This is a genomic window from Microbacterium oryzae (assembly GCF_009735645.1).
GTDB classification, from domain to species: domain Bacteria; phylum Actinomycetota; class Actinomycetes; order Actinomycetales; family Microbacteriaceae; genus Microbacterium; species Microbacterium oryzae.
Window position 1 is genome coordinate 2,626,311 of record NZ_CP032550.1, and the last position, 22,857, is coordinate 2,649,167.

Consider the following 22,857-nt stretch of genomic DNA (forward strand, 5'->3'; position numbering starts at 1 on the left):
GGCATGAGCGAGCGCCCCGACATCACGACGACACGCCCGAAGAACACCGGCGTGCGCCAGGTGCGCCCGCGCACCGAGGGATGGCAGCAGCAGAAGGACGACACCGGACGCCCGCTGCTGCAGTTCGCGAGCCCGAAGCGCGGCAAGCCGCCCGTGCACCTCGCCGACCTCACTCCCGAGGAGCGCGTGGCGAAGGTGAAGGAGCTGGGGCTCCCCGGCTTCCGCGCCAAGCAGCTCGCCAAGCACTACTTCACGCACCACACGAGCGACCCCGCCGACATGACGGACCTCCCCGCGGAGAGCCGCGAGGAGCTGGTCGCCGGCATGCTCCCGCCGCTCCTCACCGAGGTGCGTCGCCTGCAGACCGACGGCGGCGACACGATCAAGTTCCTGTGGCGTCTGCACGACGGCGCGCTCGTGGAGTCGGTGCTCATGCGCTACCCCGGCCGCATCACGCTCTGCGTCTCGTCGCAGGCCGGCTGCGGCATGAACTGCCCCTTCTGCGCCACCGGCCAGGCGGGCCTCACGCGCAACATGTCGGCGGCGGAGATCGTCGACCAGATCGTGCGCGCCAACCAGGTCATCGCCTCGGGCGAGCTCGGCGGCAAGAAGTCCGACGACCACAGCGCCGAGCGCGTCTCCAACATCGTCTTCATGGGCATGGGCGAGCCGCTGGCCAACTACAGCCGCGTCATGCAGGCCGTCCGCGTCATGGTCGACAAGAAGGACGGCCTCGGCATGAGCGCGCGCGGGATCACGGTGTCGACCGTCGGCCTCGTCCCGGCCATCCGCAAGCTCGCGGCCGAGGAGATCCCCGTCACGTTCGCGCTGTCCCTCCACGCGCCCGACGACGAGCTGCGCGACGAGCTCATCCCGGTGAACTCGCGCTGGAAGGTCGACGAGGCCCTCGACGCCGCCCGCGCATACTTCGACGCGACCGGCCGCCGCGTCTCGATCGAGTACGCGCTCATCCGCGATATGAACGACCACCCGTGGCGCGCGGACCTCCTCGCCGACAAGCTCAACGCGCGCGGCCGCGGCTGGGTGCACGTGAACCCGATCCCGCTGAACCCGACCCCGGGCTCCGTGTGGGACGCGTCGGAGCGCTCGGCGCAGCTGGAGTTCGTCCGCCGCCTCAACGACGCGGGCATCCCGACGACCATCCGCGACACCCGCGGCAAGGAGATCGACGGCGCCTGCGGGCAGCTCGTCGCCACCGAGGACGACGAGGCCGAGGCCGCCGCCACGAGCTGACGCGGGCCGGATGGCCCGGCCGGCTGCCGTGCCTGCCGGTTCAGCAAGCGTTTCCTCGCGACGGGCCGCGGTGTCACCGGCGGCCGCTAGCGTAGGGGGATGGTCAACTATCGCTATCTCGGCAACAGCGGTTTCAAGGTCTCGGAGATCACCTACGGCAACTGGGTGACGCACGCCTCGCAGGTCGAGAACGACGCGGCGATCGCGACGGTGCACGCGGCACTGGACGCGGGCATCACGACGTTCGACACTGCCGACACGTACGCCAACACCGCCGCCGAGGAGGTGCTCGCCGAGGCGCTGAAGGGCCAGCGCCGCGAGAGCCTCGAGATCTTCACGAAGGTCTACTTCCCGATCGGTCCGAAGGGCCCCAACGACACCGGCCTCAGCCGCAAGCACATCTTCGACGGCATCCACGGGTCGCTGCGTCGCCTGAACGTCGACTACGTCGACCTCTACCAGGCGCACCGCTACGACTACGAGACGCCCCTCGAGGAGACGATGCAGGCGTTCGCCGACGTCGTGCGCCAGGGCAAGGCGCTCTACATCGGCGTCTCGGAGTGGACCGCGGAGCAGCTGCGCGAGGGTCACGCTCTCGCCAAGCAGCTCGGCGTCCAGCTCGTCTCGAACCAGCCGCAGTACTCCATGCTGCACCGCGTCATCGAGGGCAAGGTCGTGCCGGCGTCCGAGGAGCTCGGCATCTCGCAGATCGTCTGGTCGCCCATGGCGCAGGGCGTGCTGAGCGGCAAGTACCTGCCCGGGCAGCCCGTGCCCCAGGGCAGCCGCGCGACGGACGAGAAGAGCGGCGCGGAGTTCATCCAGCGCTTCCTCACCGACGACGTCCTCACCGCCGTGCAGAACCTCAAGCCCATCGCCGCCGACCTCGGCCTGTCGATGCCGCAGCTCGCGATCGCGTGGGTGCTGCAGAACAAGAACGTGGCCGCCGCGCTCGTGGGCGCCTCGCGCCCGGAGCAGCTCGCCGACACCGTGAAGGCGTCGGGCGTCGTGCTCGAGGCCGACGTCCTCGCCGCGATCGACCGCGCCCTCGCGGGCGTCGTGAACGACGACGCCGAGGACACGTACGGGGTCTCGCCGAAGTCGCGCCTGGTCTGAGCGCCTCGTGACGGATGGCCCGCGACCGACGGTCGCGGGCCATCCGTCTGCGTTGTGTTTCACCCGGTTTCCGGAAGGGGCGACCCGGTTGGCATGATCGTCTGGTGACGTCCCCTCGCCCCCGCACGCCGTGGCCGCGTGCGCTCGCCCTCCTGCTGGGCGCGGCCGGGCTCCTCATCCTCGCGTTCGTCGGCGTCTGCGCCGTCCGCTGGCTGGCGAGCTTCGGCGTCGTCGCCGACCTCGTCCGCGCGTACCCCGGCGCATCGACGCTTCCCGACTTCGTGACCACGGGCATCCCCGCGTTCGTGTCGTGGACGCATTTCCTCAACGCGTTCTTCCTCGTCCTCGTCGTCCGCTCCGCGCTGCGCGTGCGGAATGAGAAGGTCGCCGGCGGGCTGTGGTCGTCGAAGCGCGTGAAGAAGCGCCGGATGAGCCTGGCGCTCTGGGCCCACATCGCGGTCGATGTGCTGTGGCTCGTGAACGGGCTCGTCTTCGTCGTGCTGCTGTTCGCGTCCGGGCACTGGGCGCGCATCGTGCCGACGAGCTGGGACGTCATCCCGAACGCGCTGTCGGCGCTCGTGCAGTACGCCTCCTTCGACTGGCCGACGCACGACGGGTGGACGAACTACAACGCGCTGCAGCAGCTGAGCTACTTCGCGATCGTGTTCCTCGCGGCTCCCATCGCGGCCATCACGGGGTTCCGGCTCAGCGCGTTCTGGCCGCGGCAGAGCGAGCGGCTGAGCCGTGCGTTCCCCGAGCGCATCGCCAAGGCGCTGCACTGGCCGACGATGCTGTTCTTCGTGGCCTTCGTCATCGTGCACGTCGGCCTCGTGCTCACGACCGGCGCGCGCCGCAACCTCAACACGATCTATGCGGGCGACCACAGCGACGGATGGCTCGGGTTCGGCCTCTTCGCGCTGTCGGTCGTCGTGCTCGTGGCGGCGTGGTTCGCGATCCGCAACGACCGCTGGATCGCGGCCGTCGCGCGCCGCTTCGGCGACGTGCGCCTGCGCAAGTAGTGCGCGGAGCGGCGGCCGCGGCCCGGGGGCGCGCCGGACGGGCCCCCGCGGGACGGGCCCCCGCGGGACTAGCGCCCGGTGCGCTAGGACTAGCGCTCGGAGCACTAGCCCTAGCGTTGGGCGTCGAGGCTAGTGCTCCGAGCGCTGGTCTCGACGACGAACGCTAGTCTCGCGGTCCGCAGAGCCCCAGTGCTCGCCCCCTACAGCCGCGCGAGCGTCTGCACGTCGTCGCCGAACTCCCGCGCGGTCGCCTCGGACACCGTCGCGCGCGTGGCACCCAGCGCAGCCAGGTAGTCCTCGGTGTGCAGCGACGCGTCGGCGGTGTCGCCGTCGCGAAGCGCGCGGGCGAGCGCCTCCTGCGATGCCCGACGTGCGGCGTACTCGATGTCGGCCGGCGTCAGCCCGTCGCTCGCCGCCACCAGCGCGTCGAAGTCGAGCCCCGCGACGACCTGCTCCGGCACGTACCGGTGCCAGATCGCGCAGCGCGCCTCGTCGTCGGGGAGCCCGATCGGGATGACGTAGTCGAAGCGCCCGTGCCGGAGGAACGCCGCGTCCAGCGCCCGCACGAAGTTCGTCGCGCAGATGAGCAGCCGCCCCTCCCGCTCGCGGAACTCCGCCACGAGCTTCAGCAGCTCGTTCGTCACGCCCTGCATCGGCGACGGCGGCTCGCCGCCTCGACGCGCGGCGATCTCCTCCACCTCGTCGATGAACACCACGGCGTGCTCGAGCTCACCGATCACCTCGAACGTCTGCCGCAGCGCGGCCGCGAGTCCACCGGGCTCACCCGACAGGCGCGACGGGAACAGCTCGACGAAGGGCCAGTCGAGCCGCGACGCGACAGCCTTCGCGAACGTCGTCTTGCCCGTGCCGGGTGGCCCGAACAGCATGACCGCGCGCGGCGGCACCACGCCGAAGCGGTCGGCGAGGTCCGGACGCGACAGCGGCACGACGAGCCGCTCCTCGAGGAGGTCCTTCTCCAGCTGCATGCCGCTGACGGCATCCCACAGATGCCGCGGGAGGATGCGTCCGCCGACGTCCTTGAGGAGGTCGAGCTCACGCCGCTGCACCGGCATCTGCCGCTCGAGATACCGCAGCTGGGTGCGCGGCTCGAAGCCGTTGGCGGTGAGCCCGTCGAGGGCCCCGGCCTTGTCGGCGACGAGGATCGACAGCTTCCCCAGGCCGATCGGGGCCATCCGCCGCTCGAGCGCGTCGAGGAGGCTGGCCTCCACACGGTCGTCGCGCTCGTGCGGAGCGACAGCGAAGAACACCACCCACCCCTGTGCGTGGGCGGCGCGGCCCACCGCCGCCCCGACGACGCGGTCGTCACGCACGGCGACGACGGCATGGTCGGCCTGGCAGGAGGCGATCACCTCCGACAGGGCGTAGACGGGCGAGGCGTCGTCCTGGGCGGACTCCTCCCACAGGCGGACGATGCCGTCGAGGTCGTCGTCGTGGAAGTCGCGGATGCGGGTACGGCTCATGATGCCTCCTGGCGGCAGCGGTCGCTCGGGGAAGAGCGGCGGAGAGGTGCCGGCAGGGGTCGTGCCGTTCGGTGCGGTCCCGGGTGCGGGAATCGTTCCGCACAGGATAGCGGATGCTACGCCGCGCGCTCGCCGCGCTCCCGCAGCGTCGATCGGATGGCCTGGGCGACGGCCCGACCGGCCCGGTTCGCGCCGACGGTCGAGGCGGATGGCCCGTACCCGACGAGGAAGAGGCGCGGCTCGTCGAGCGCGCGGCTGCGGGACGCGCGGATGCCGCCCTCCGCGGTGCGCAGACCGAGCGGGGCGAGGTGCCGGAGGGCGGGTCGGAAACCCGTCGCCCAGAGGATGGCGTCGGCCGCGATGAAGGTGCCGTCGGCCATCCGCACGCCCTCCTCCTCGATCGAGGCGAACATCGGGTGCCGCACGAGCACGCCGCGCTCGCGGGCGGCGATCGCCCACGGTGTCCAGTGCATGCCGGTGACGGAGATCACGCTCGCGGGCGGGAGGCCCCGGCGGATGCGCTCCTCGACGCCCGCGACGGCGGCGATGCGGGCGGGCTCGTCGAAGGCCTCGTCCGTCCACTGCGGCTCGCGGCGGGTCATCCACACCGTCTGGGCGACGTGCGAGATCTCCTCGAGCAGCTGCACAGCCGAGATGCCGGCGCCGACGACGATGACCCGCTTCCCGGCGAACTCGTCCGCGGAGACGTAGTCCGCGACGTGCAGCTGCTGACCACGGAATCGCTCCTGACCCGGATAGTGCGGGACGAACGGGCTCGTCCACGTGCCTGTCGCGTTGACGACGAACCGCGCGGACCAGCCGCCGGCGTCGGTCTCGACGAGGAGGCGGCCATCCGGGGCGTCATCCTCACGACGCACTGCGCGCACCCGGACGGGTCGTCGCACACGCAGGTCGAACATCCGCTCGTACTCGGCGAAGTAGGCGGGCAGGATGTCCCGGCTCGCGCTCTCGGGGTCGGCGGGCGGCACCGGATGGCCGGGGAGCTCGTGGATGCCGTTGACCGTGGCCATCCGGAGCGACGCCCAGCGGTGCTGCCACGCGCCGCCCGGTGCGGCATCCCCGTCGAGGACCACGAAGGTCTCGGCCCCGCCGGCGTCGACGGGCGCGAGCCCGATGCGGCGCAGGTGGTACGCCGCCGAGAGTCCGGCCTGCCCCGCTCCGATGACGATGACGTCGACGGGACGCGGAGTGCTCATGCCCGGTGCAACAGGTCGGGGGTGATGGGAATTCCGGAGAATCAGCTCAGCTCGCTCGCCCAGGGCAGATCCGCGCCGGAGCGCGAGACCGTGATCGAGGCAGCCGTCAGGGCGCGATCGAGGACCTGCTCGAGCGCTGTGCCGTCCGGCCCTTCGAGGAGGGACGGGTCTGCGGCGACGGCCGCCACGAGCACGGTCATGAACGTGTCTCCCGCCCCGATCGTGTCGGCGACCGCGACGGGCTTCGACGGCTGGAAGATGCGGTGATCGCGGGTGGCGATGACCGCGCCCCGGCTTCCGCGGGTGACAGCGGCGACGCGCGCACCCGCGTCGAGGACGGTGTCGAGGACCTCGTTCTCCGCTGCTCCGGGGAAGAGCCAGGCGGCGTCCTCATCGCTCATCTTCACCAGGTCCGAAACAGCGATGCGTCGGAGGATGAGCCGCCGTGCTCTGTCCTCGTCATCGATGAGGGAGACGCGGATGTTCGGATCGAAGGTGATCGCGCCTCCGGCCGCTCGGGCGTCGTCGAGCATCCGCCCGACGACGGCGGCGCCGGGTGCGAGCCAGGATCCGAGCGAGCCGGTGTGGACCACCGAGTATCCGTCGACCGGAAGCGGCGCGGGATCCCACTCGATCGCGAAGTCGTAGACCGCGTCGCCATCGGCGGAGATGTCGGCCGTCGCGGTCGATGTCGAGCGCGCGCCGACGCTTCCGGGGCTCAGCCGGGCGCCGGACGCCTCGATGTGCGCGCGAATGGTGCGGCCCGCCTCGTCGTCTCCGAGAGCGGTGTGCAGGACCGGCGCGAGTCCCAGGCGACCGAGACCCAGGGCCACGTTGGCCGGCGACCCACCCGGCGCCGTGCGGAGCACGCCGTTCTCACGCGCCATGTCGAGCAGCGCCTCTCCGATGATGAGCGTCTTCACGTCATGCTCCTTCCGGTGGGCGAGCCGAGTGGCTCGCTGGGTCAGGTCGAACACGTCGAGAATACGCGTTGACGCGGGTTAGTAAACCGAGTAAGTTAGCTGCAGCACCTCACGAGCAGACATAGGAGTCGACATGGCACGCAAGCGCCCCGCCACGATGGCGGACATCGCGCAGGTGGCCGGCGTCAGTCGCACCACCGTGTCCTTCGTGCTCAATGACCGCACCGATGTGATGATCCCCGCCGCGACCCGCGATCGCGTGCAGAAGGTCGCCGCCGGATTGGGATATCGACGCAATGCCGCGGCGCGAGCCCTGGCTACGCAGAGCAGTGGTCTGCTCGGCCTGGTGACTGAGATCGTCACCTCTCCCTTCGCCGCCGATGTCATCCGCGGTGCGCAGCAGCGCGCGTGGGAGCAGGAGCGCTTCCTGCTCATCGCCCCGAGCGAGGACGAGCACGCCATGGACGCCCTGGCGATCGAGAAGCTCCTGGAGCAGCGCGTGGAGGGAATCCTCCTCGCCGCCGCATGGCACCGCGCGATCAGCGTGCCCGACGCCGCGAAGGACGTCCCCTGCGTCCTCGTGAACTGCTACGACGAGAAGGGCGAGTTCCCCGCTGTCGTGCCCGACGAGGTCACAGGCGGTCGACGGGCAGCCGCCGCCCTCATCGACGCCGGACACGAGCGCATCGGACACATCACCCTCACCCCGGGCATCCCCGCGCAGATCGGGCGACTCGAAGGCTTCCGTGCCGAGCTGCAGGAATCGGGTCTCGGACTCGACGACGATCTCGTCTGCCTCGGCGACGCCACCGCGGAGAGCGGATACCTCGCCGGTCGGGAACTCCTCGAGCGCGCCGACCGGCCGACCGCGATCTTCTGCGGCAACGACCGGATCGCGATGGGCCTCTACGACGCGGCCAAGGATCTCGGACTCTCGATCCCCGGAGACCTCTCGGTCGTCGGTTTCGACGACCAGGAGATCCTCGCGGCGTACCTGCGCCCGAAGCTGACCACTGTCGCCCTTCCCTTCGCGGGGATGGGCGCAGCCGGGGTGAGCATGCTCACCTCGCTGACAGCGGGCAGACCGATTCAGGACGCGCGCGTCCTGATCGACTGCCCGCTGCGCACACGCTCGTCCGTTGGGCCGGTAATCCCGTGACGAGCGACCTCCCGCACCAATGAAGCAATCGGAAGGATCACTTCGATGATATCCACACGCATTCGAGGGCGACGCCTGGCCGGCGTCCTCGTGGCCGCGGCAGCGGCGACGACGCTGCTGCTGAGCGGCTGCACGGCGGGCGACGCGGGCGACGCGGGCGGCGACGCCGCCTCCGGCCCGCTGCTCACGATCCCGCGCGAGGACATGGGCACGTTCAGCCAGAACTTCAACCCGTTCTCGCCCAACGCCGCTCCCATGACGCAGCAGGCGATCTACGAGTCGATGATCATCTACAACCCCGCGGACGGCAGCACGACCCCCTGGCTCGCCGAGTCCTGGGAGGCGTCCGATGACGGGCTGAGCCTCACCTTCCACCTGCGCGACGGTGTGAAGTGGTCGGACGGGGAGCCGTTCAGCGCGAAGGACGTGGCGACGACGTTCGGCCTTCAGCAGAAGATCGTCGAGGGCAGCTTCCCGTACGTCTCGAAGGTCGAGGCGGCGGACGACGCGACCGTCGTCTTCACCTTCTCCGAGCCCTTCTCGCCGGGCCTGTTCGAGGTCGGGCAGCAGGTCATCGTGCCCGATCATATCTGGGCGGACCAGGAGAATCCCGACAAGTTCGAAAACGAGACCCCCGTCGGCACGGGCCCGTACACCGAGGTGTCGAAGTTCCAGGCGCAGTCCTTCGAGCTGCTGCCGAATCCGGAGTACTGGCAGCAGGACAAGCAGAATCTCCCGGGTGTGCGAATGCTGGCTTTCGCGGGAAATGACGGCGCGAACCTCGCCGCGATCAACGGCGACGTCGACTGGGCGCCGCAGTTCATGCCCGACATCCAGAAGACGTACGTCGATCGCGACCCGGAGCACCGCCACTACTGGTTCCCGCCCACCGGGGCCATGATCAACTGGCAGCTCAACACCACGAAGCCGATGTTCGAGGATCCGCAGGTGCGCAAGGCGCTGAGCCTCGCGGTCGACCGGGAGCAGGTCGTGAAGGTCGGCATGTCCGGCTACACTGAACCCGCCGACTGCAGCGGCCTGTCGGGCTCGTACAGCACGTGGAAGGACGAGTCGCTCCTCGGCTCGTGCGACTGGATCGGTCACGACCCCGAGAAGGCGGGCGAGATGCTCGACGAAGCCGGCTTCGAGGCGGGCGCGGACGGCAAGCGCACGACCCCGGACGGCGAGCCGTTCGCATTCAAGATCTCGGTCGGGTCCACCTCGACGGACTGGCTCTCCGTGGCGAACATCATCTCGCAGGACCTGGCGGACATCGGAGTGACGGCCACGGTCGATGCACCGGACTGGGCCGCGGTCACGGCCGCGTACGAGCAGGGCACGTTCGACACCGGCATCGTGTGGAGCGACAACGCTCCGACGCCCTACCAGTACTACCGCTCGCTCATGTCGAGCGAGACGCTGAAGCCGGTCGGAGAGCAGACGTTCTCGAACTACCACCGCTTCAGCGACCCCCAGGCGGATGAGCTGCTCGATCGGTTCTCGGCGGCGTCGGACGAGACCGCGCAGCACGAGATCGTCGATCAGCTGCAGGCGCTGTACAGCGAGGTCGCCCCCGTCGTCCCGCTGTTCCCGGGCCCGGAGTGGGGTGCCTACACCGACACCCGCTTCACGGGGTGGCCGACAGAGGACGACCCCTACGCGACGCTCGCGACGCGCTCTCCCACGACCGTCCTCGTGCTGACCTCCCTGCAGCCCGTCGACTGACAGCAGGGCGTTCGCGCCCCCGTCGGGGCTGGGTAGGACAACCCAGCCCCGACGGGGCGTGCCCTCCTGACGCGAAAGGAACCGTCATGAGATTCATCATGCGTCGGCTGGGGTTCTACCTCGTGGCGTTCTGGCTCTCGATCACCCTCAACTTCCTGCTGCCACGGCTCATGCCGGGCGATCCGGTCTCGAGGATGCTGTCCCGGTCACAGGGGCAGCTGGATCCCTCTCAGATCGACTCCCTGCGTCGGCTCCTCGGCGTGGACGAGCGGCCCTGGTGGCAGCAGTACCCCGAGTATCTGTGGCGCGTGCTCACCGGCGACCTCGGCATCTCGATCTCCCGCTTCCCGACGCCGGTCACCGACGTCATCGGCACTCAGCTGCCGTGGACGCTGCTGCTCGGATTCACCTCGTTGATCCTCGCCGTCATCATCGGCAACCTCCTCGGGATCATCGCCGCCTGGCGACGCGGCAGTTTCCTCGACTCGTTCGTGCCGCCGTTCCTGGTTTTCCTCGGATCCTTCCCGTACTTCTGGCTCGCGATGGGGCTCCTCTACGTCTTCGGCATCGCGCTGGGATGGGCACCGCTCAGCCACGCGTTCTCGGTGGGACTCGAGCCCTCGTTCAGCCCGGTGTTCCTCAGCGACGTCGCGGCCCACCTCGTCCTGCCCGCGCTCTCGATCGTCTTCGTCTCCGTCGGCGGATGGATGCTCGCGATGCGCAACACCATGATCGGCACGAACAGCGAGGACTACATCCTCATGGCGGAGGCGAAGGGGCTGCATCCGTCGCGCATCATGTTCGCCTACTCCGCCCGCAACGCGATGCTGCCGGCGGTGACGAACATCGGCATGAGCATCGGCTTCATCGTCGGCGGTGCGCTGCTGACCGAGGTCGTGTTCGCGTATCCGGGTGTCGGCTACCAGCTGATGGCCGCCGTGCAGGGCCTGGACTACCCGCTCATGCAGGGCATGTTCCTCACGATCACGGGGGCCGTGCTCCTCGCCAACTTCCTCATCGACATCATCTACGTCCGCCTCGACCCGCGCGTGCGGGTGTCCTGAGAGGGGAACACCATGGCAACCACGCAGACCGCGCTCATGGCGACCGCGCCGCGCAACCCCCGTGGCCTCGTCCGACTGCTGCGGAACCTGGGCCGCAACGGGAAGGCGGTGGCCGGCCTGGTCATCATCCTGCTGTTCGTCCTCAGCGCGCTCCTCGCGCCGGTGATCTTCCCCGAGGACCCTTCGCGCATCCTCGACGGCGGCGCGACCCCGCCGAACGGCGAGCATCTGCTCGGCACCACCGCGAAGGGGCAGGACGTGCTCGCCCTCACCCTGTGGGGCTCCCGGGCGTCGCTCTTCGTCGGCTTCACCGCGGGGCTGCTCGCGACGCTGGTCGCGGTGCTCATCGGGCTCGCGGGCGCGTACTTCGGAGGCGTCCTCGATGACCTCCTCAGCCTCGCGACCAATGTCTTCCTGCTGATTCCCGGGCTGCCGCTGCTCGTCATCCTGGCCGCGTTCCTGCCGCCCGGGCTCGGCACCGTGATCGTGGTGCTGACGATCACGGGCTGGGCCGGCGGTGCGCGCATCCTGCGCGCGCAGGGCATGTCGATTCGCGGGAAGGACTACGTCGCGGCGTCGATCGTCAGCGGCGAGCGGCCGCTGCGCATCATGCTGCGCGACATCCTGCCGAACATGGCCTCGATCGTCATGACGACTCTGCTCGGCTGCATCATCGGCTCGATCGGCGCTCAAGCGGGCCTGGAATTCCTCGGCCTCGGAGATTCCAACACCATCTCGTGGGGGACCAACCTCTTTTGGGCGACGAGCGACGGTTCGCTCATGCTCGGCCAGTGGTGGATCTTCGTCCCCTCCGGCTTAGCGATCGCGCTCATCGCCTTCGCGCTGTCGCTGTGCAACTACGCCGTGGATGAGATCACGAACCCGCGATTGCGGAAGCCGCGGCGCGCGGCGAGCGCGAGCGCCCCCACGCTCGTGACCATCGGGGACGCCGGAAGGGAGAGCCGCTCATGAGCGCGCTGCTCGAGATCGAAGACCTCGTCGTCGAATACGTCAGCGACGAGCGGGCCGTCCGAGGTGCGGATCGGGTCAGCGTGTCCATCGCACCCGGGGAGATCCTCGGACTCGCGGGGGAATCCGGATGCGGCAAGTCGACGGTCGCCAACGCGGTGATGCGCCTGCTCAAGGATCCCGCGCGGATCAGCGCGGGAGCCATCCGTTTCGACGGCCAGGACGTGCTCCGCATGAGCGCGCAGCAGCTGCGCGAGTGGCGGTGGCGGGAGACGGCGATGGTGTTCCAGTCCGCCATGAACTCGCTCAACCCCGTGATGCGCATTGGCGACCAGATCATCGACATCTTCACCACGCACGAGAGGATGTCGCGTTCGGCGGCGAGGGCCGAGGCCGTGCGTCTCATGGACCTCGTCCGGATCGATCCGGCGCGTCTGAGCGCGTACCCGCACCAGCTGTCCGGCGGTCAGCGCCAGCGCGTCGTCATCGCGATGGCCTGTGCGCTGCGACCGCGGCTGCTGATCCTCGACGAGCCCACGACGGCTCTCGACGTGGTGGTGCAGCAGGAGATCCTTGCGCAGATCAGGGAGCTGCAGCAGGAGCTCGGCTTCTCGGTGCTGTTCATCACGCACGACATGTCACTCATGCTCGAGCTGTCCGACCGCATCGGAGTGATGTACGCCGGTCGGATCGTCGAGCTCGCGCCCGCGTCGGTGCTGAAGAGCGGCGCCCGCCACGCCTACACGCAGGCGCTTCTCGGAGCGTTCCCCTCGATCTCCGGTCCGCGCAAGCACCTCGTCGGACTGGCCGAGGGGTCCCGCTTCACCGACATCGGCGACCTCGTCGAGGTCGCACCCGGCCATTTCGTCGCGCCGAGCGACGTGGAGCTCCGTACCGAGGGGGGACGATGAACGTCACTCAGACCGAGCCTGCGATCCGTATCCGCGGACTGGACAAGACATTCGTGCAGGGCGGCTTCCGCTCGCGTCGCGAGGTCAAGGCGCTGAACTCTGTGGATCTCGAGGTCGGGCGCGGCGAGATCGTGGCGCTCGTCGGAGAATCCGGATCGGGCAAGTCCACCCTCGCCCGATGCATCGCGCGGCTCGAGACGCCGGACGACGGCGTCATGGAGGTGCTCGGCGAGGATGTGCTGCGCACGCAGCGGCGTCGAGCGTCCAAGGCCTACCGCAGCGACGTCCAGATGGTGTTCCAGGATCCGTTCGGCTCCCTGAATCCGACGCAGCGCGTCGAGCACGTGCTCGCGCGCTCGCTGCACCTGCACGGCAAGGCGAGGAAGGACCTGCGCGCGCAGCTGGTCGAGCTCGTCGAATCCGTGGGGCTGCCGGCCGAGGTCCTCAGCTCCTTCCCGCATGAGATGTCGGGAGGTCAGCGTCAGCGCATCGCGATCGCCCGCGTGCTCGCCGTGGAGCCGAAGGTCATCCTCGCCGACGAGCCCACGTCCATGCTCGACGTCTCCGTGCGGATCGGGGTGCTGAACCTGCTGTCGAAGCTCCGTGATGAACGGGGGATCGCCATCCTCTACGTCACGCACGACCTCGCATCCGCGCGATACCTCGCCGACCGGATCCTCGTGATGCACCGAGGGACCCTCGTCGAGGGCGGCGAGTCGCTCGCCCTTCTCGACTCCCCACAGCATCCGTACACGCGGATGCTCGTCGGAGCCGTCCCCGACCCCGAGCGGACGATTCCGTTCGATCCGGAGGAGAGACGCCTGTTCCGCACCGAGATCGAGGCCTGGGCGGACGCCCCGTCCGCTCGCGTGCTCGTCGACCACGAATCCGGACACTGGGTCTGGAAGCCCAAGGAGACCACGCCCCATGCTTGAGGACCACCGCAACCCCGCCAGCGCGTCAGCGGTGCTGGAGGAATCGGACCCGCGCGCAATCGTGCTCGCGGACCGCTACCGGCCCGTCTATCACTTCACGTCGCCCTCGGGATGGCTCAACGATCCCAACGGGGTCAGCCAGTGGAATGGCGAATACCACCTCTTCTACCAGTACAACCCGTACAGTGCCGACCACCGCCTCATCCACTGGGGACACGCGGTCAGCACCGATCTCGTCCGCTGGTCCGACCGCCCGATCGCGCTGACTCCGAGCGAAGGACCGGACGAGGAAGGCTGCTGGTCGGGCGTCCTCGTCGAGGATCGCGGACGCCCCGTGATCGTCTACTCGGGGCACGCGCACGGACGTCAGACCGCCTGCCTCGCGTACGGCGACGCGACGCTCACGACCTGGACGAAGGAGGGCGGCAACCCCGTCATCGAACCGCCGCAGGGCGTGGCCCTCACGGCATTCCGCGACCACTGCGTGTGGCGGGAGAACGGCGTGTGGCGGCAGCTGATCGGCAGCGGCATCCGAGGCGAGGGCGGCACGGCCTTCCTCTACGAATCCGAGGATCTCGTGTCATGGCGGTTGATCGGCCCGCTCGCGATCGGCGAGGCCGCCGCGCTGCCCGACACGGACCCGCTGTGGACGGGGACGATGTGGGAGTGCGTCGACTTCTTCCGGCTCGGCGCGGATGGCACCACGGGCGCGCCGGACAGCGCGAGCGACGACGAGCACGTGCTGCTCTTCTCGGCATGGGACGACGACCGCACGATGCACCCGCTCGCGGCGATCGGCCGCTATGCGGGCGACCGGTTCGCGATCGACCGATATCAGCGACTCGACCTGGGCGGACGCCACGCCTACGCGCCGCAGACGTTCGCAGATGAGTCGGGGCGCCGCGTGCTCTGGAGCTGGATGCAGGAGGCGCGCGGCGGGGCCGCCCAGCGGGCAGCCGGCTGGTCCGGTGCCATGGCGCTCCCGCGCGTCCTCACGATCGACGACATCGGCGTCATCCGCCAGGAGCCCGTGCCGGAGCTCGAGGCAGCCCGAGGTGAGCGCCTGACATGGAGGAGAGAGCAGGGCGCCGTGGCGTCAGCCGGGGACCAGATCGAGTTCGACCTCGATGCGTCGGTGCCGGCGGGATCCGCGGTGACGATCGAGATGCTCTCGACGCCCGACGGCACCGAGAAGACGGTCGCGGTCGTCAGGCGCGAAGCCGACGGCGAGCTCACTCTCACCGTCGATCGCGCCCGTTCGTCGCTCGGCGAGGACCTCGACACGTCGATGCATTCCGGCGCGGTGCCGGCAGAACACGATCACGTGCGGGTGCGCGGGTTCCTCGACCGCTCATCGCTGGAGATCTTCGTAGACGGCATCGCGCTGACCACCCGCGTGTACCCCACCCGCGCAGACGCGGTCGGCATCCGCGTGCAGGCCGGCGGCGGCGCGGCGCTGGCGAGGATCGACGGCTGGCGGGTGCTCGGCCAGGAGCAGGAGGTCCGCTTGTCCGGCGCCGCGGGTTCCGAGGAGGACGGCCATGACCGATGACGCCTCCCGGGGGCCTCGACAGAGTCTCTCGCGCCGCGCGCTCTTCACAGGCGCCGGAGCGGCAGCGCTCGGGGCGGCGGCGGTGACCGTCTCCGACGCACCCGCGACGGCGGCGACAGCGCGCTCGAACCGCTCGCCGAATGCCCGGCAGCGCCAGCGGCCGGCATATCACTTCAGCGTGCCGGACAACTGGAAGAACGACCCGCAGCGACCGATCTTCATCGACGGCGAGTACCTGTACTACTACCTGTACAACGAGGACTATCTGACGGGCGGCAGTGGCACGTCCTGGCGCCTGGCGACGACCCGGGACCACGTGAAGTTCGTCGATCGGGGCGTCGCGATCCCGAAGTTCTCCAACGATAACGGGGACTGCTGGTCCGGCAGCGCGGTGGTCGACGTCGCGAACAGCGCCGGCTTCGGCGAAGGAGCGGTCGTCGCGCTCGTGACACAGGCTCCGAACGGCGTCCAGGGGCAGTACCTGTGGTACTCCGTCGACGGCGGTCGCAGCTTCGCCTCTGCCGGGGACGAGCCGGTCCTCGCGAACCCGGGTCGACACGATTTCCGCGACCCGAAGGTCGTGTGGGATGACGAACGTGCGCGCTGGTTCCTCGCCAACGCCGAGGGCGATCGGCTGGGCTTCTACGCTTCGCCCGACCTGCGCTCCTGGACGCGCGTCGGAGAGTTCCGACGCGATGACCTCGGGTTGCTCGAGTGCCCTGACCTCTTCCGCATGCAGGCCGAGGACGGCAGTCGTCATTGGATCCTCGGCACGAGCGCGAACGGCAAGGGGCGCGGGCTTCCGGCCACGTACGCCTACTGGCTCGGCGACTTCGACGGCGCGACGTTCAGCACCGCGCACGACGAGCCGCGGTGGCTGGACTGGGGCTACGACTTCTACGGAGCCGTCACCTACCCGGATCATGACGAGTCCGGCGCCGAAAACCCGCGTCTGCGGCGTGCGATCGGCTGGGCGAACTTCTGGGACTATCCCCACAACACGCCCAGCCTCGCGACTGATGGCTACAACGGGGACGACATGATCGTGCGCGAGCTGCGGCTGGTTGCGACTGCGGACGGATACGCTCTCGCATCCGCCCCGCCCTCGGCGCTCGCACGATACGCGACGAAGGTCCATGACCTCGGCGACGTGTCGGTCGCCGGCACGAAGGACTTGGACGTGCAGTCCGGATCCTTCGACCTGACCTGCGAGCTCGTGTGGGATCCGACGGATCCGCCGGGGAACGTCGGCATCGAGGTCCTCCGAGCACCGGGTGGAGGCCGCCACGTGGCTGTCGGGACCTATCTCGACGGCCGCTTCGCCTACGTCAACCGTCGACCGACGATCAACCCGACAGGTGGGGAGTCGCAGACGCCGGTGGATCCTTCGACGGGACGGCTCGTGATGCGGGTCCTCGCCGATCGGACGAGCGTCGAGCTGTTCATCGGCGATGGCACGGTGGTGCACTCGCACCGCGTGTTCCCGCTCGAGGTTGACGACCGGATCCGCCTCTACGCGTCCGACGGCGGCGCCGTGTTCCGAGGACTCACGATCCGGGAGCTCGCAGTCCGCTGAGACGGGCACGCGTCTCCCATGGCATGGGGAGGGGCCGCCGCCGCGACTCGTGGTCGCGACGACGGCCCCTCTGGCCGGCGGATTATGCCCGGCGACGTCGCAGCGCGAGGAGCAGGACCCCCGCGCCCATCAGCAGGGCCGCAGCGACAGCGCCGATCAGCGTGAGGTCGCTGCCGGTCGGGGCCAGGTCCTCCTCGGCCTCGCCCTGAGGCGCAGGGTCGGCGTGCGGAGCCGGGTCCGCCTCGGGAGCGGCGTCGGCGGGAGTGTCCTCCGCGGGGGTCTCCTCGGTGGGGACTTCCTCGGCGGGAGTCTCTTCGGCGGGGGTCTCCTCCGCGGGGGTCTCCTCCGCGGGAGTCTCTTCGGCAGGGGTCTCCTCGGTGGGGACTTCTTCCGCGGGGATCTCCTCGGCGGGAGCTTCCTCAACCGGAGCTTCCTCGGCAGGGCTCTCCTCCTCGGGCACCTCTTCGCCCGGGGTCTCCTGGCCCGGGGTCTCTTCGCCCGGGGTCTCCTCGCCGGGAGTCTCCTCGCCCGGCGTCTCCTCGCCGGGGACCTCCTCGCCCGGCTCCTCCGGCGCTGCCGCATAGACAGCTGCGCGGCCGAGGGGAGCGGGGTCGACGACATCCTGCGCATCGAAGTAGTCGACCGTCGCCGAGAGATCGATCAGGCCGCTGTCCGCGGTGCCCGCGCCATCCGCGAAGGTCGCGAACCCGTCGCCACCCGAGGCCAGGAACGAGTTCGTCGTGACGAGGAACTCGTCCTCCGGCGCGATCGCGTCGCCCTCGAACGTCATGGCGACCACGTGCTCGCCCGCCGCCGCGTCCTCGATGTACTCGTAGGCGAAGCCGTCCGAGATCCCGAGGTGCAGCTTCGGGCGCTCCTTGCCCGGCTGCCACTGCTCCTCGAGGATGGCCTCGAGCTGCGCTCCCGTGAGGGTGGTCGTGACGAGGGTGTTGCCGAACGGCTGCACGGCCGCCACCTCCTCGTAGGTCACGGTGCCGTCCTCGCCGAAGAGCAGGTCGTCGCGGAGCCCGCCCGGGTTCATGATCGCGATGTCGACGGCCTGTCCGCCGTAGCTGCCGTACTCAGACGAGGTCGCCCAGCGGTAGATGTCGGCGACGAGGTTGCCCATCGTCGACTCCACGCCGCGGTCGTCTCCCGGAGGGGTGCCCCCGCGCAGGATGTCGCCGCTGATCCGGCCGACGACCTCCTGGCCGAGGACATCCGCCTCCGCGGCCGCCGCGTCCACGATCTCCTGCACCGCGCCATCCGCCGCGAACTGCGGGACGTCGATCTCCTCGCCGTTCTCGTCGACCTCCTGCGTGACGAGATCGACGGTCGACCCCTCGATGGAGAGCAGCTCGCCCGTGGCGTCGTCGACCTGGAGGTCGAGGGCGCCGAGGGTCGTGCCGTACTGGTGCGCGGAGATGACCGGACGGTCGGCGATCTCGCAGTGGTAGAGCTGGTGGGTGTGTCCGGAGACGATCGCGTCGATCTCCGCCGAGGCGCCGCGGATGAGGTCGCCGTAGTCGGACTGCTCGCCGGCCATGGCCGTGCAGTCCTCGCCGGCCGAGCCCGAGTGGGTCAGCAGCACGATGACGTCGGCGGCGTCTTCCGCCGTGAGGCGCTCCGCGACGCGGTTCGCGGCTTCGAGCTGGTCGCCGAACTCGAGATCGGCGATGCCGGCAGGGCTGACGAGGGTCGCCGTATCGGGGGTGATCGTGCCGATGAAGGCCACGCGCACCCCGCCGACCTCGCGCACCGCGTACTCCTGCAGCGCCGGGGTCTTCGTGCCCTTGCGGTACACGTTCGCGCCGAGGGCGTAGTCGGCGCTGCCGTAGCGGGGGATCACGCGGTCGGTGAGGTCGGCGAAGCCCTGGTCGAACTCGTGATTGCCCACCGCGCTCACGCCGAGGCCGCCGGCGACGAGGGCGTCGATGGTCGGCTCGTCGTCCTGGATGAACGAGGTGAACGTCGATGCGCCGATGTTGTCGCCCGCCGACGCGAAGATCGTGCTCGGGTTCTCCGCCCGGTACTGGGCGACGGCTCCGGCCAGCACCGCGGCCCCCGCCTCGTCGCCGTTCGACTCGATGCGACCGTGGAAGTCGTTGATCGTGAGGATCTGCGCCTCGGTCGTGCCGTCGTCGATCGTGTAGAGCGTCGTCGAGCCGGAGACCTCGTTGCCGACCGCCAGCAGGGGCTTGCCCGTGGGGGACTCGCTCGCGGGGATGAAGTCGAGGCCCTCGGGGCCGAGGTCGCCGGCCTGCGACAGGATCTCCGCCTGCCGCTCGGGTGCCGCCTCGATGTCGTCGGCGGCCGAGACGGAGAAGTCCCGGTTGTTCACGTAGGTGACGTACCGCGGCGCGGCGGGGTCGCTGATGTCGTACGCGATCACGCCGCCGAGACGCTCGAAGTCCACGAAGGCGTACGTGCGGCCATCCACCTCGCCGATCGCGAGGTTCTCGGGCTCGACGCCCTTCGCGTCGCTTCGGCTCTCGAGCTCGTTGTCGTCGTGCCCCGCGTTGAAGTGCTCGGGAAGAAGCGCCGCCGTGATCTCCTCGAACTGCGAGCCGGAGTCGAACACCTGCGTGCCGTCGGTCCGGTAGATCGAGAACGAGCGCGCGCCGTACGCGTAGAGCTCGTCGTAGCAGCCCTGCTCCTCGTCGAAGCCCATCTCGGTGCTGACCTCGAGGCGGCCGAGCTCGTCATCGGCCAGCAGCGCGGCGTCGAACGCGGTCTCGCAGACCGGGCCCAGGCCATCCTCTGCCAGGTTCTTCACGCGAGCGGGCTCGACGTACTCGCCCCACTCGCGGGCGTCGCCCTCGTTGGCGGTGACGAGGTACGTCTCGCCGTCCACCTCGTACGACGAGATGCCGTCGGGCATGTACATGCCGTAGAGGTTGTCGTACGTGCGCAGGTCGATGGTCGGCGCGTCCTTCGGATCGCGGTCCGACGGGTCGAGGGCGACCTCACCCCAGTTCTTGAAGCCGAGCGACCAGATGTCGGTGACGGCGGCCGTGGCGAGGTCGATGACCGCGACCGCGTTCGCCTCCTGAAGTGCCGCGTAGGCCGTGCCGCCCGAGACCGTGATGTACTCCGGCTCCAGGTTGCGCGACACCGGCAGGTCGTCGCCGTGCGGGCGGGGGCCGAAGACGCGGACATCGGCGGGCAGCGCGCCGTTCTCGAACGCGTGGAAATCGGCGATGCGCACGTCGGCCTGTGCGGGCGCGGCGACCGTGCCGAGCGCGGGAAGCGTGACGACCCCCACCGAGCCCTCGGGGTCGCGGGAGAAGTCGTCGGCCGGCTCGCCCTCGTTCGCGACGAGCGCGTACGCCCCGTCGGGGGAGACCGTCACCATGTCGGGCAGGGCGCCGACGGTCACCTGACCCAGGACGGCGGGCTCGTCGGCGTCGGCATCGAAGAACAGCAGCGCGCCGGGCGCGGTCTTGTCGGCCGCGACCTCGAGGGCGACGACGCCGAGACCGTCTTCGCGGATGGCCACGGAATTCGCGACGTAGCCGGCGGCTCCGACGGTGAACAGGAGGGCGGGAGCGGCAGGGTCGCTCATGTCGAGGACGCTCACCGAGCCCTCCGAGGCGTTGATGGAGAAGAGCCGGTCGCCGTGCGCCTGCACGATCTCCGACGCGCCCTCGTCGAACACGCCGGTCTCGTAGGTGCCGGTGGGCGTGAGGGAGAAGGGGGCGTCGGAGGCGGCGCCGACGATGGGGTCGGGCACCAGAGCGGCGCTGGCGGCGCCGACCGGCACGATGGCGAGCGCGCAGGCGGTCGCCGTGGCGGCGGCCGCGCCCACGGCGCGTCTGAAGAGGGGAGAAGGCATCGCTGTCCTCGTGATCGCAGGAATCGAACGCCGGGTCGGGGCCCGGCGCGCTCACCCTGTCGAGGCCAGGTGTCACCCCGGTGAACGCCAGGCGAACAGCACAGCGCCCCGCGACCGGGACGGTCGCGGGGCGCTGTGCTCGTGCGTTCGGGTTACGCGTGCGTGCGCCGGCGCAGCGCGACGAGCAGCGCGCCGCCGAGGACGAGCACGCCGGCGCCGCCCGCGAGCAGGCCGGTCATGTCGCCGTCGGTGGGGATCAGCTCCCGGTCGGGCTCGCGCGTGGGCGGCGTCGACGGCTGCGGCTGGGCGGTCGGCTCAGCCGTCGGCTGGGCGGTCGGCTCGACCGTCGGCTGGGCGGTCGGCTGGGCCGTGGGCTCCGCGGTGGGCTCCGGTGTCGGCGACGGTGCCGGCTCCTCGACCGCCACCGCGCGGCCGAGCGGAGCCGGGTCGACGACATCCAGCGCCGCGAAGTAGTCGACGGTCGCGGAGAGGTCGATGAGGCCGGTGTCGGCGGTGCCGGTGCCCTCGAGGAAGGCGGTGAAGCCGTCGCCGCCCGACGAGACGAACGAGTTCGTCGTCACCAGGAAGGTGTCCTCCGGCGCGATCGCCTCGCCCTGGAACGTCATCGACACGACGTGCTCGCCCGCGGGCGCGTCGTCCAGGTACTCGTAGGCGAGGCCATCCGAGATGCCGAGGTGCAGCTTCGGCCGCTCGTTGCCCGGCTGCCACTGCTGCTCCAGCATCTCCTCGAGCTGCGCGCCTGTGAGCGTCGTGGTCGTCAGCGTGTTGCCGAAGGGCTGCACGGCCGCGACCTCCTCGTAGGTGACCGTGCCGTCCTCGCCGTAGAGCAGGTCGTCGCGCAAGCCGCCCGGGTTCATCACCGCGATGTCGGCCGGGGCGCCGCCGTAGTTCTCGTAGTCCGTGGTCGACCACAGGTAGATGTCGGCGACGAGGTTGCCCATGCTGGACTCCACGCCGCGGTCGTCGCCGGGAGGGTTCCCGCCGCGCAGGATGTCGCCGCTGATCTGCCCGACGACCTCCTGGCCCAGCACGTCGGCCTCGGCGCTCGCGTCGTCGACGATCCGCTGCACCTCCTCATCGGCGGGGAACTGCGGGACGTCGACCTCCTCGCCGTTCTCGTCCGTCTCCTGGGTCGCGAGGTCGACGGTCGACCCGGCGATGGAGACGAGCTCGCCCGTGCTCGCATCGACCTGGATGTCGAGGGCGCCGAGCGTCGTGCCGTACTGGTGCGCCGAGATGACCGGGCGTCCGTCGACATCGCAGCTGTACAGCTGATGCGTGTGACCCGACACGATCGCGTCGATGTCGGCCGAGGCGCCGCGGATGAGGTCGCCGTACTCCGACTGCTCGCCGGGGATCGCGGCGCAGTCCTCGCCGGCCGCGCCCGAGTGCGTCAGCAGGACGATGACGTCGGTGTCACCGGCGATCTCCGCGGCGACGCGGTTCGCGGCCTCGAGCTGATCGCCGAAGTCGAGCTCCGAGATGCCGGCGGGGCTGACGAGCGTCTCGGTGTCGCTCGTGATGGTGCCGATGAAGCCGACTCTCACGCCGTCCACCTCTCGGATGGCGTACTCCTGCAGGGCGGGATCGGTCGTGCCGGCTGCATAGACGTTCGCCCCCAGCGCGTAGTCGCCGCTGCCGTAGCGCGGGATGACCCGATCGCGGAGGTCGGCGAAGCCCTGGTCGAACTCGTGGTTGCCGACCGCGCTGAGGTCGAGCTGTGCGGCAATGAGGGCGTCGATGGTCGGCTCGTCGTCCTGGATGAAGGACGTGAACGTCGAGGCGCCGATGTTGTCGCCGGCGGACGCGAAGATCGTGTTGGGGTTCTCGGCCTTGAACTGCGCGACCGCGCCGGCGAGCACCGCGGCGCCGACCTCATCGCCGTTCGCCTCGATTCGGCCGTGGAAGTCGTTGATCGTGAGCACCCGGATGGCCGTGGTGTCGGGTTCGACGGCGGCGTTCGCTGCCGCGGGGAGGAACGCGAGCGCGCACGCGGCCGTCACGGCCGTCGCGCCCATCGCGCGTCTGGGGGAAGGAGAAGGCATCGTCGTCCTCTGCTCGGGGGTCGGGGATGGCGCCGCAGCGCACGAGCACCATCCTGCC

At 70.1% G+C, this 22,857-nt stretch carries 16 protein-coding genes; 11 read left to right on the forward strand and 5 right to left on the reverse strand.

What is annotated here, in order from left to right; all coding sequences use genetic code 11:
* The first annotated feature begins 3 nt into the window (after positions 1 to 3).
* From rlmN to D7D94_RS12220, 3 genes are all read left to right on the forward strand, one after another.
* Positions 4 to 1,254 carry a dual-specificity RNA methyltransferase RlmN gene (rlmN, locus tag D7D94_RS12210; protein ID WP_156242882.1) on the forward strand — a complete coding sequence of 417 codons (1,251 nt, stop codon included), beginning with the start codon at positions 4 to 6 and terminating at the stop codon, positions 1,252 to 1,254.
* Positions 1,255 to 1,353: 99 nt separating this feature from the next.
* Positions 1,354 to 2,367 (forward strand): aldo/keto reductase family protein, encoded by a 1,014-nt coding sequence (locus D7D94_RS12215; protein WP_156242883.1) that lies wholly within the window; start codon positions 1,354 to 1,356, stop codon positions 2,365 to 2,367.
* Positions 2,368 to 2,471: 104 nt separating this feature from the next.
* A complete protein-coding gene (locus tag D7D94_RS12220; protein ID WP_173024326.1) occupies positions 2,472 to 3,386 on the forward strand; it encodes a cytochrome b/b6 domain-containing protein in 915 nt (304 codons plus the stop codon).
* Between the two features lie 200 nt (positions 3,387 to 3,586).
* Here the strand turns inward: D7D94_RS12220 and D7D94_RS12225 are convergent, their stop codons facing one another.
* The 3 genes from D7D94_RS12225 to D7D94_RS12235 all read right to left on the reverse strand — a co-directional run bounded on the left by D7D94_RS12225 (position 3,587) and on the right by D7D94_RS12235 (position 7,007).
* Positions 3,587 to 4,867 (reverse strand): ATP-binding protein, encoded by a 1,281-nt coding sequence (locus D7D94_RS12225; RefSeq protein WP_156242885.1) that lies wholly within the window; start codon positions 4,865 to 4,867, stop codon positions 3,587 to 3,589.
* Between the two features lie 116 nt (positions 4,868 to 4,983).
* A complete protein-coding gene (locus D7D94_RS12230) occupies positions 4,984 to 6,084 on the reverse strand; it encodes an NAD(P)-binding domain-containing protein (protein WP_156242886.1) in 1,101 nt (366 codons plus the stop codon).
* Between the two features lie 41 nt (positions 6,085 to 6,125).
* Positions 6,126 to 7,007, reverse strand: a complete 882-nt coding sequence (locus D7D94_RS12235) for a PfkB family carbohydrate kinase (protein WP_246171797.1) — start codon at positions 7,005 to 7,007, stop codon at positions 6,126 to 6,128.
* A gap of 133 nt (positions 7,008 to 7,140) precedes the next feature.
* Between D7D94_RS12235 and D7D94_RS12240 the strand changes: the two genes are divergently transcribed.
* The 8 genes from D7D94_RS12240 (at position 7,141) to D7D94_RS12275 (ending at position 16,898) form a co-directional block, all read left to right on the forward strand.
* Entirely contained in the window at positions 7,141 to 8,166 is a 1,026-nt protein-coding gene (locus tag D7D94_RS12240) for a LacI family DNA-binding transcriptional regulator (protein ID WP_156242887.1), read from the forward strand.
* Between the two features lie 45 nt (positions 8,167 to 8,211).
* Entirely contained in the window at positions 8,212 to 9,891 is a 1,680-nt protein-coding gene (locus tag D7D94_RS12245; RefSeq protein ID WP_156242888.1) for an ABC transporter substrate-binding protein, read from the forward strand.
* Positions 9,892 to 9,977: 86 nt separating this feature from the next.
* Positions 9,978 to 10,955 (forward strand): ABC transporter permease, encoded by a 978-nt coding sequence (locus D7D94_RS12250; protein WP_156242889.1) that lies wholly within the window; start codon positions 9,978 to 9,980, stop codon positions 10,953 to 10,955.
* 36 nt (positions 10,956 to 10,991) lie between these two features.
* On the forward strand, positions 10,992 to 11,927 hold the full coding sequence (locus tag D7D94_RS12255; protein ID WP_246171946.1) for an ABC transporter permease: 936 nt from the start codon (positions 10,992 to 10,994) through the stop codon (positions 11,925 to 11,927).
* Positions 11,924 to 12,835, forward strand: a complete 912-nt coding sequence (locus tag D7D94_RS12260) for an ABC transporter ATP-binding protein (protein WP_156242891.1) — start codon at positions 11,924 to 11,926, stop codon at positions 12,833 to 12,835. The genes D7D94_RS12255 and D7D94_RS12260 overlap by 4 nt, the downstream gene beginning before the upstream one ends.
* Positions 12,832 to 13,770, forward strand: a complete 939-nt coding sequence (locus D7D94_RS12265) for an ABC transporter ATP-binding protein (protein ID WP_156242892.1) — start codon at positions 12,832 to 12,834, stop codon at positions 13,768 to 13,770. Before D7D94_RS12260 ends, D7D94_RS12265 begins: the two co-directional genes overlap by 4 nt.
* Entirely contained in the window at positions 13,763 to 15,322 is a 1,560-nt protein-coding gene (locus D7D94_RS12270; protein WP_156242893.1) for a glycoside hydrolase family 32 protein, read from the forward strand. Before D7D94_RS12265 ends, D7D94_RS12270 begins: the two co-directional genes overlap by 8 nt.
* Positions 15,312 to 16,898 carry a glycoside hydrolase family 32 protein gene (locus D7D94_RS12275; RefSeq protein WP_156242894.1) on the forward strand — a complete coding sequence of 529 codons (1,587 nt, stop codon included), beginning with the start codon at positions 15,312 to 15,314 and terminating at the stop codon, positions 16,896 to 16,898. Before D7D94_RS12270 ends, D7D94_RS12275 begins: the two co-directional genes overlap by 11 nt.
* Positions 16,899 to 16,980: 82 nt before the next feature.
* On the opposite strand, the gene D7D94_RS12280 is transcribed toward D7D94_RS12275, so the two are convergent.
* A complete protein-coding gene (locus D7D94_RS12280; protein WP_216648663.1) occupies positions 16,981 to 20,733 on the reverse strand; it encodes a choice-of-anchor I family protein in 3,753 nt (1,250 codons plus the stop codon).
* A gap of 152 nt (positions 20,734 to 20,885) precedes the next feature.
* The gene (locus D7D94_RS12285) at positions 20,886 to 22,799 is read right to left on the reverse strand and encodes a 5'-nucleotidase C-terminal domain-containing protein (RefSeq protein WP_156242895.1); all 1,914 of its coding nucleotides are present in this window, start codon (positions 22,797 to 22,799) and stop codon (positions 20,886 to 20,888) included.
* Positions 22,800 to 22,857 lie beyond the last annotated feature (58 nt).

What these genes read in the sequence shown, in the direction of transcription:
- rlmN (WP_156242882.1), top strand. Translation starts at nt 4, where the DNA reads ATGAGCGAGCGCCCCGACATCACGACGACACGCCCGAAGAACACCGGC.
- D7D94_RS12215 (WP_156242883.1), top strand. Translation starts at nt 1,354, where the DNA reads ATGGTCAACTATCGCTATCTCGGCAACAGCGGTTTCAAGGTCTCGGAG.
- D7D94_RS12225 (WP_156242885.1), bottom strand. Translation starts at nt 4,867, where the DNA reads ATGAGCCGTACCCGCATCCGCGACTTCCACGACGACGACCTCGACGGC.
- D7D94_RS12230 (WP_156242886.1), bottom strand. Translation starts at nt 6,084, where the DNA reads ATGAGCACTCCGCGTCCCGTCGACGTCATCGTCATCGGAGCGGGGCAG.
- D7D94_RS12240 (WP_156242887.1), top strand. Translation starts at nt 7,141, where the DNA reads ATGGCACGCAAGCGCCCCGCCACGATGGCGGACATCGCGCAGGTGGCC.
- D7D94_RS12245 (WP_156242888.1), top strand. Translation starts at nt 8,212, where the DNA reads ATGATATCCACACGCATTCGAGGGCGACGCCTGGCCGGCGTCCTCGTG.
- D7D94_RS12250 (WP_156242889.1), top strand. Translation starts at nt 9,978, where the DNA reads ATGAGATTCATCATGCGTCGGCTGGGGTTCTACCTCGTGGCGTTCTGG.
- D7D94_RS12255 (WP_246171946.1), top strand. Translation starts at nt 10,992, where the DNA reads ATGGCGACCGCGCCGCGCAACCCCCGTGGCCTCGTCCGACTGCTGCGG.
- D7D94_RS12260 (WP_156242891.1), top strand. Translation starts at nt 11,924, where the DNA reads ATGAGCGCGCTGCTCGAGATCGAAGACCTCGTCGTCGAATACGTCAGC.
- D7D94_RS12265 (WP_156242892.1), top strand. Translation starts at nt 12,832, where the DNA reads ATGAACGTCACTCAGACCGAGCCTGCGATCCGTATCCGCGGACTGGAC.
- D7D94_RS12270 (WP_156242893.1), top strand. Translation starts at nt 13,763, where the DNA reads ATGCTTGAGGACCACCGCAACCCCGCCAGCGCGTCAGCGGTGCTGGAG.
- D7D94_RS12275 (WP_156242894.1), top strand. Translation starts at nt 15,312, where the DNA reads ATGACCGATGACGCCTCCCGGGGGCCTCGACAGAGTCTCTCGCGCCGC.
- D7D94_RS12280 (WP_216648663.1), bottom strand. Translation starts at nt 20,733, where the DNA reads ATGCCTTCTCCCCTCTTCAGACGCGCCGTGGGCGCGGCCGCCGCCACG.
- D7D94_RS12285 (WP_156242895.1), bottom strand. Translation starts at nt 22,799, where the DNA reads ATGCCTTCTCCTTCCCCCAGACGCGCGATGGGCGCGACGGCCGTGACG.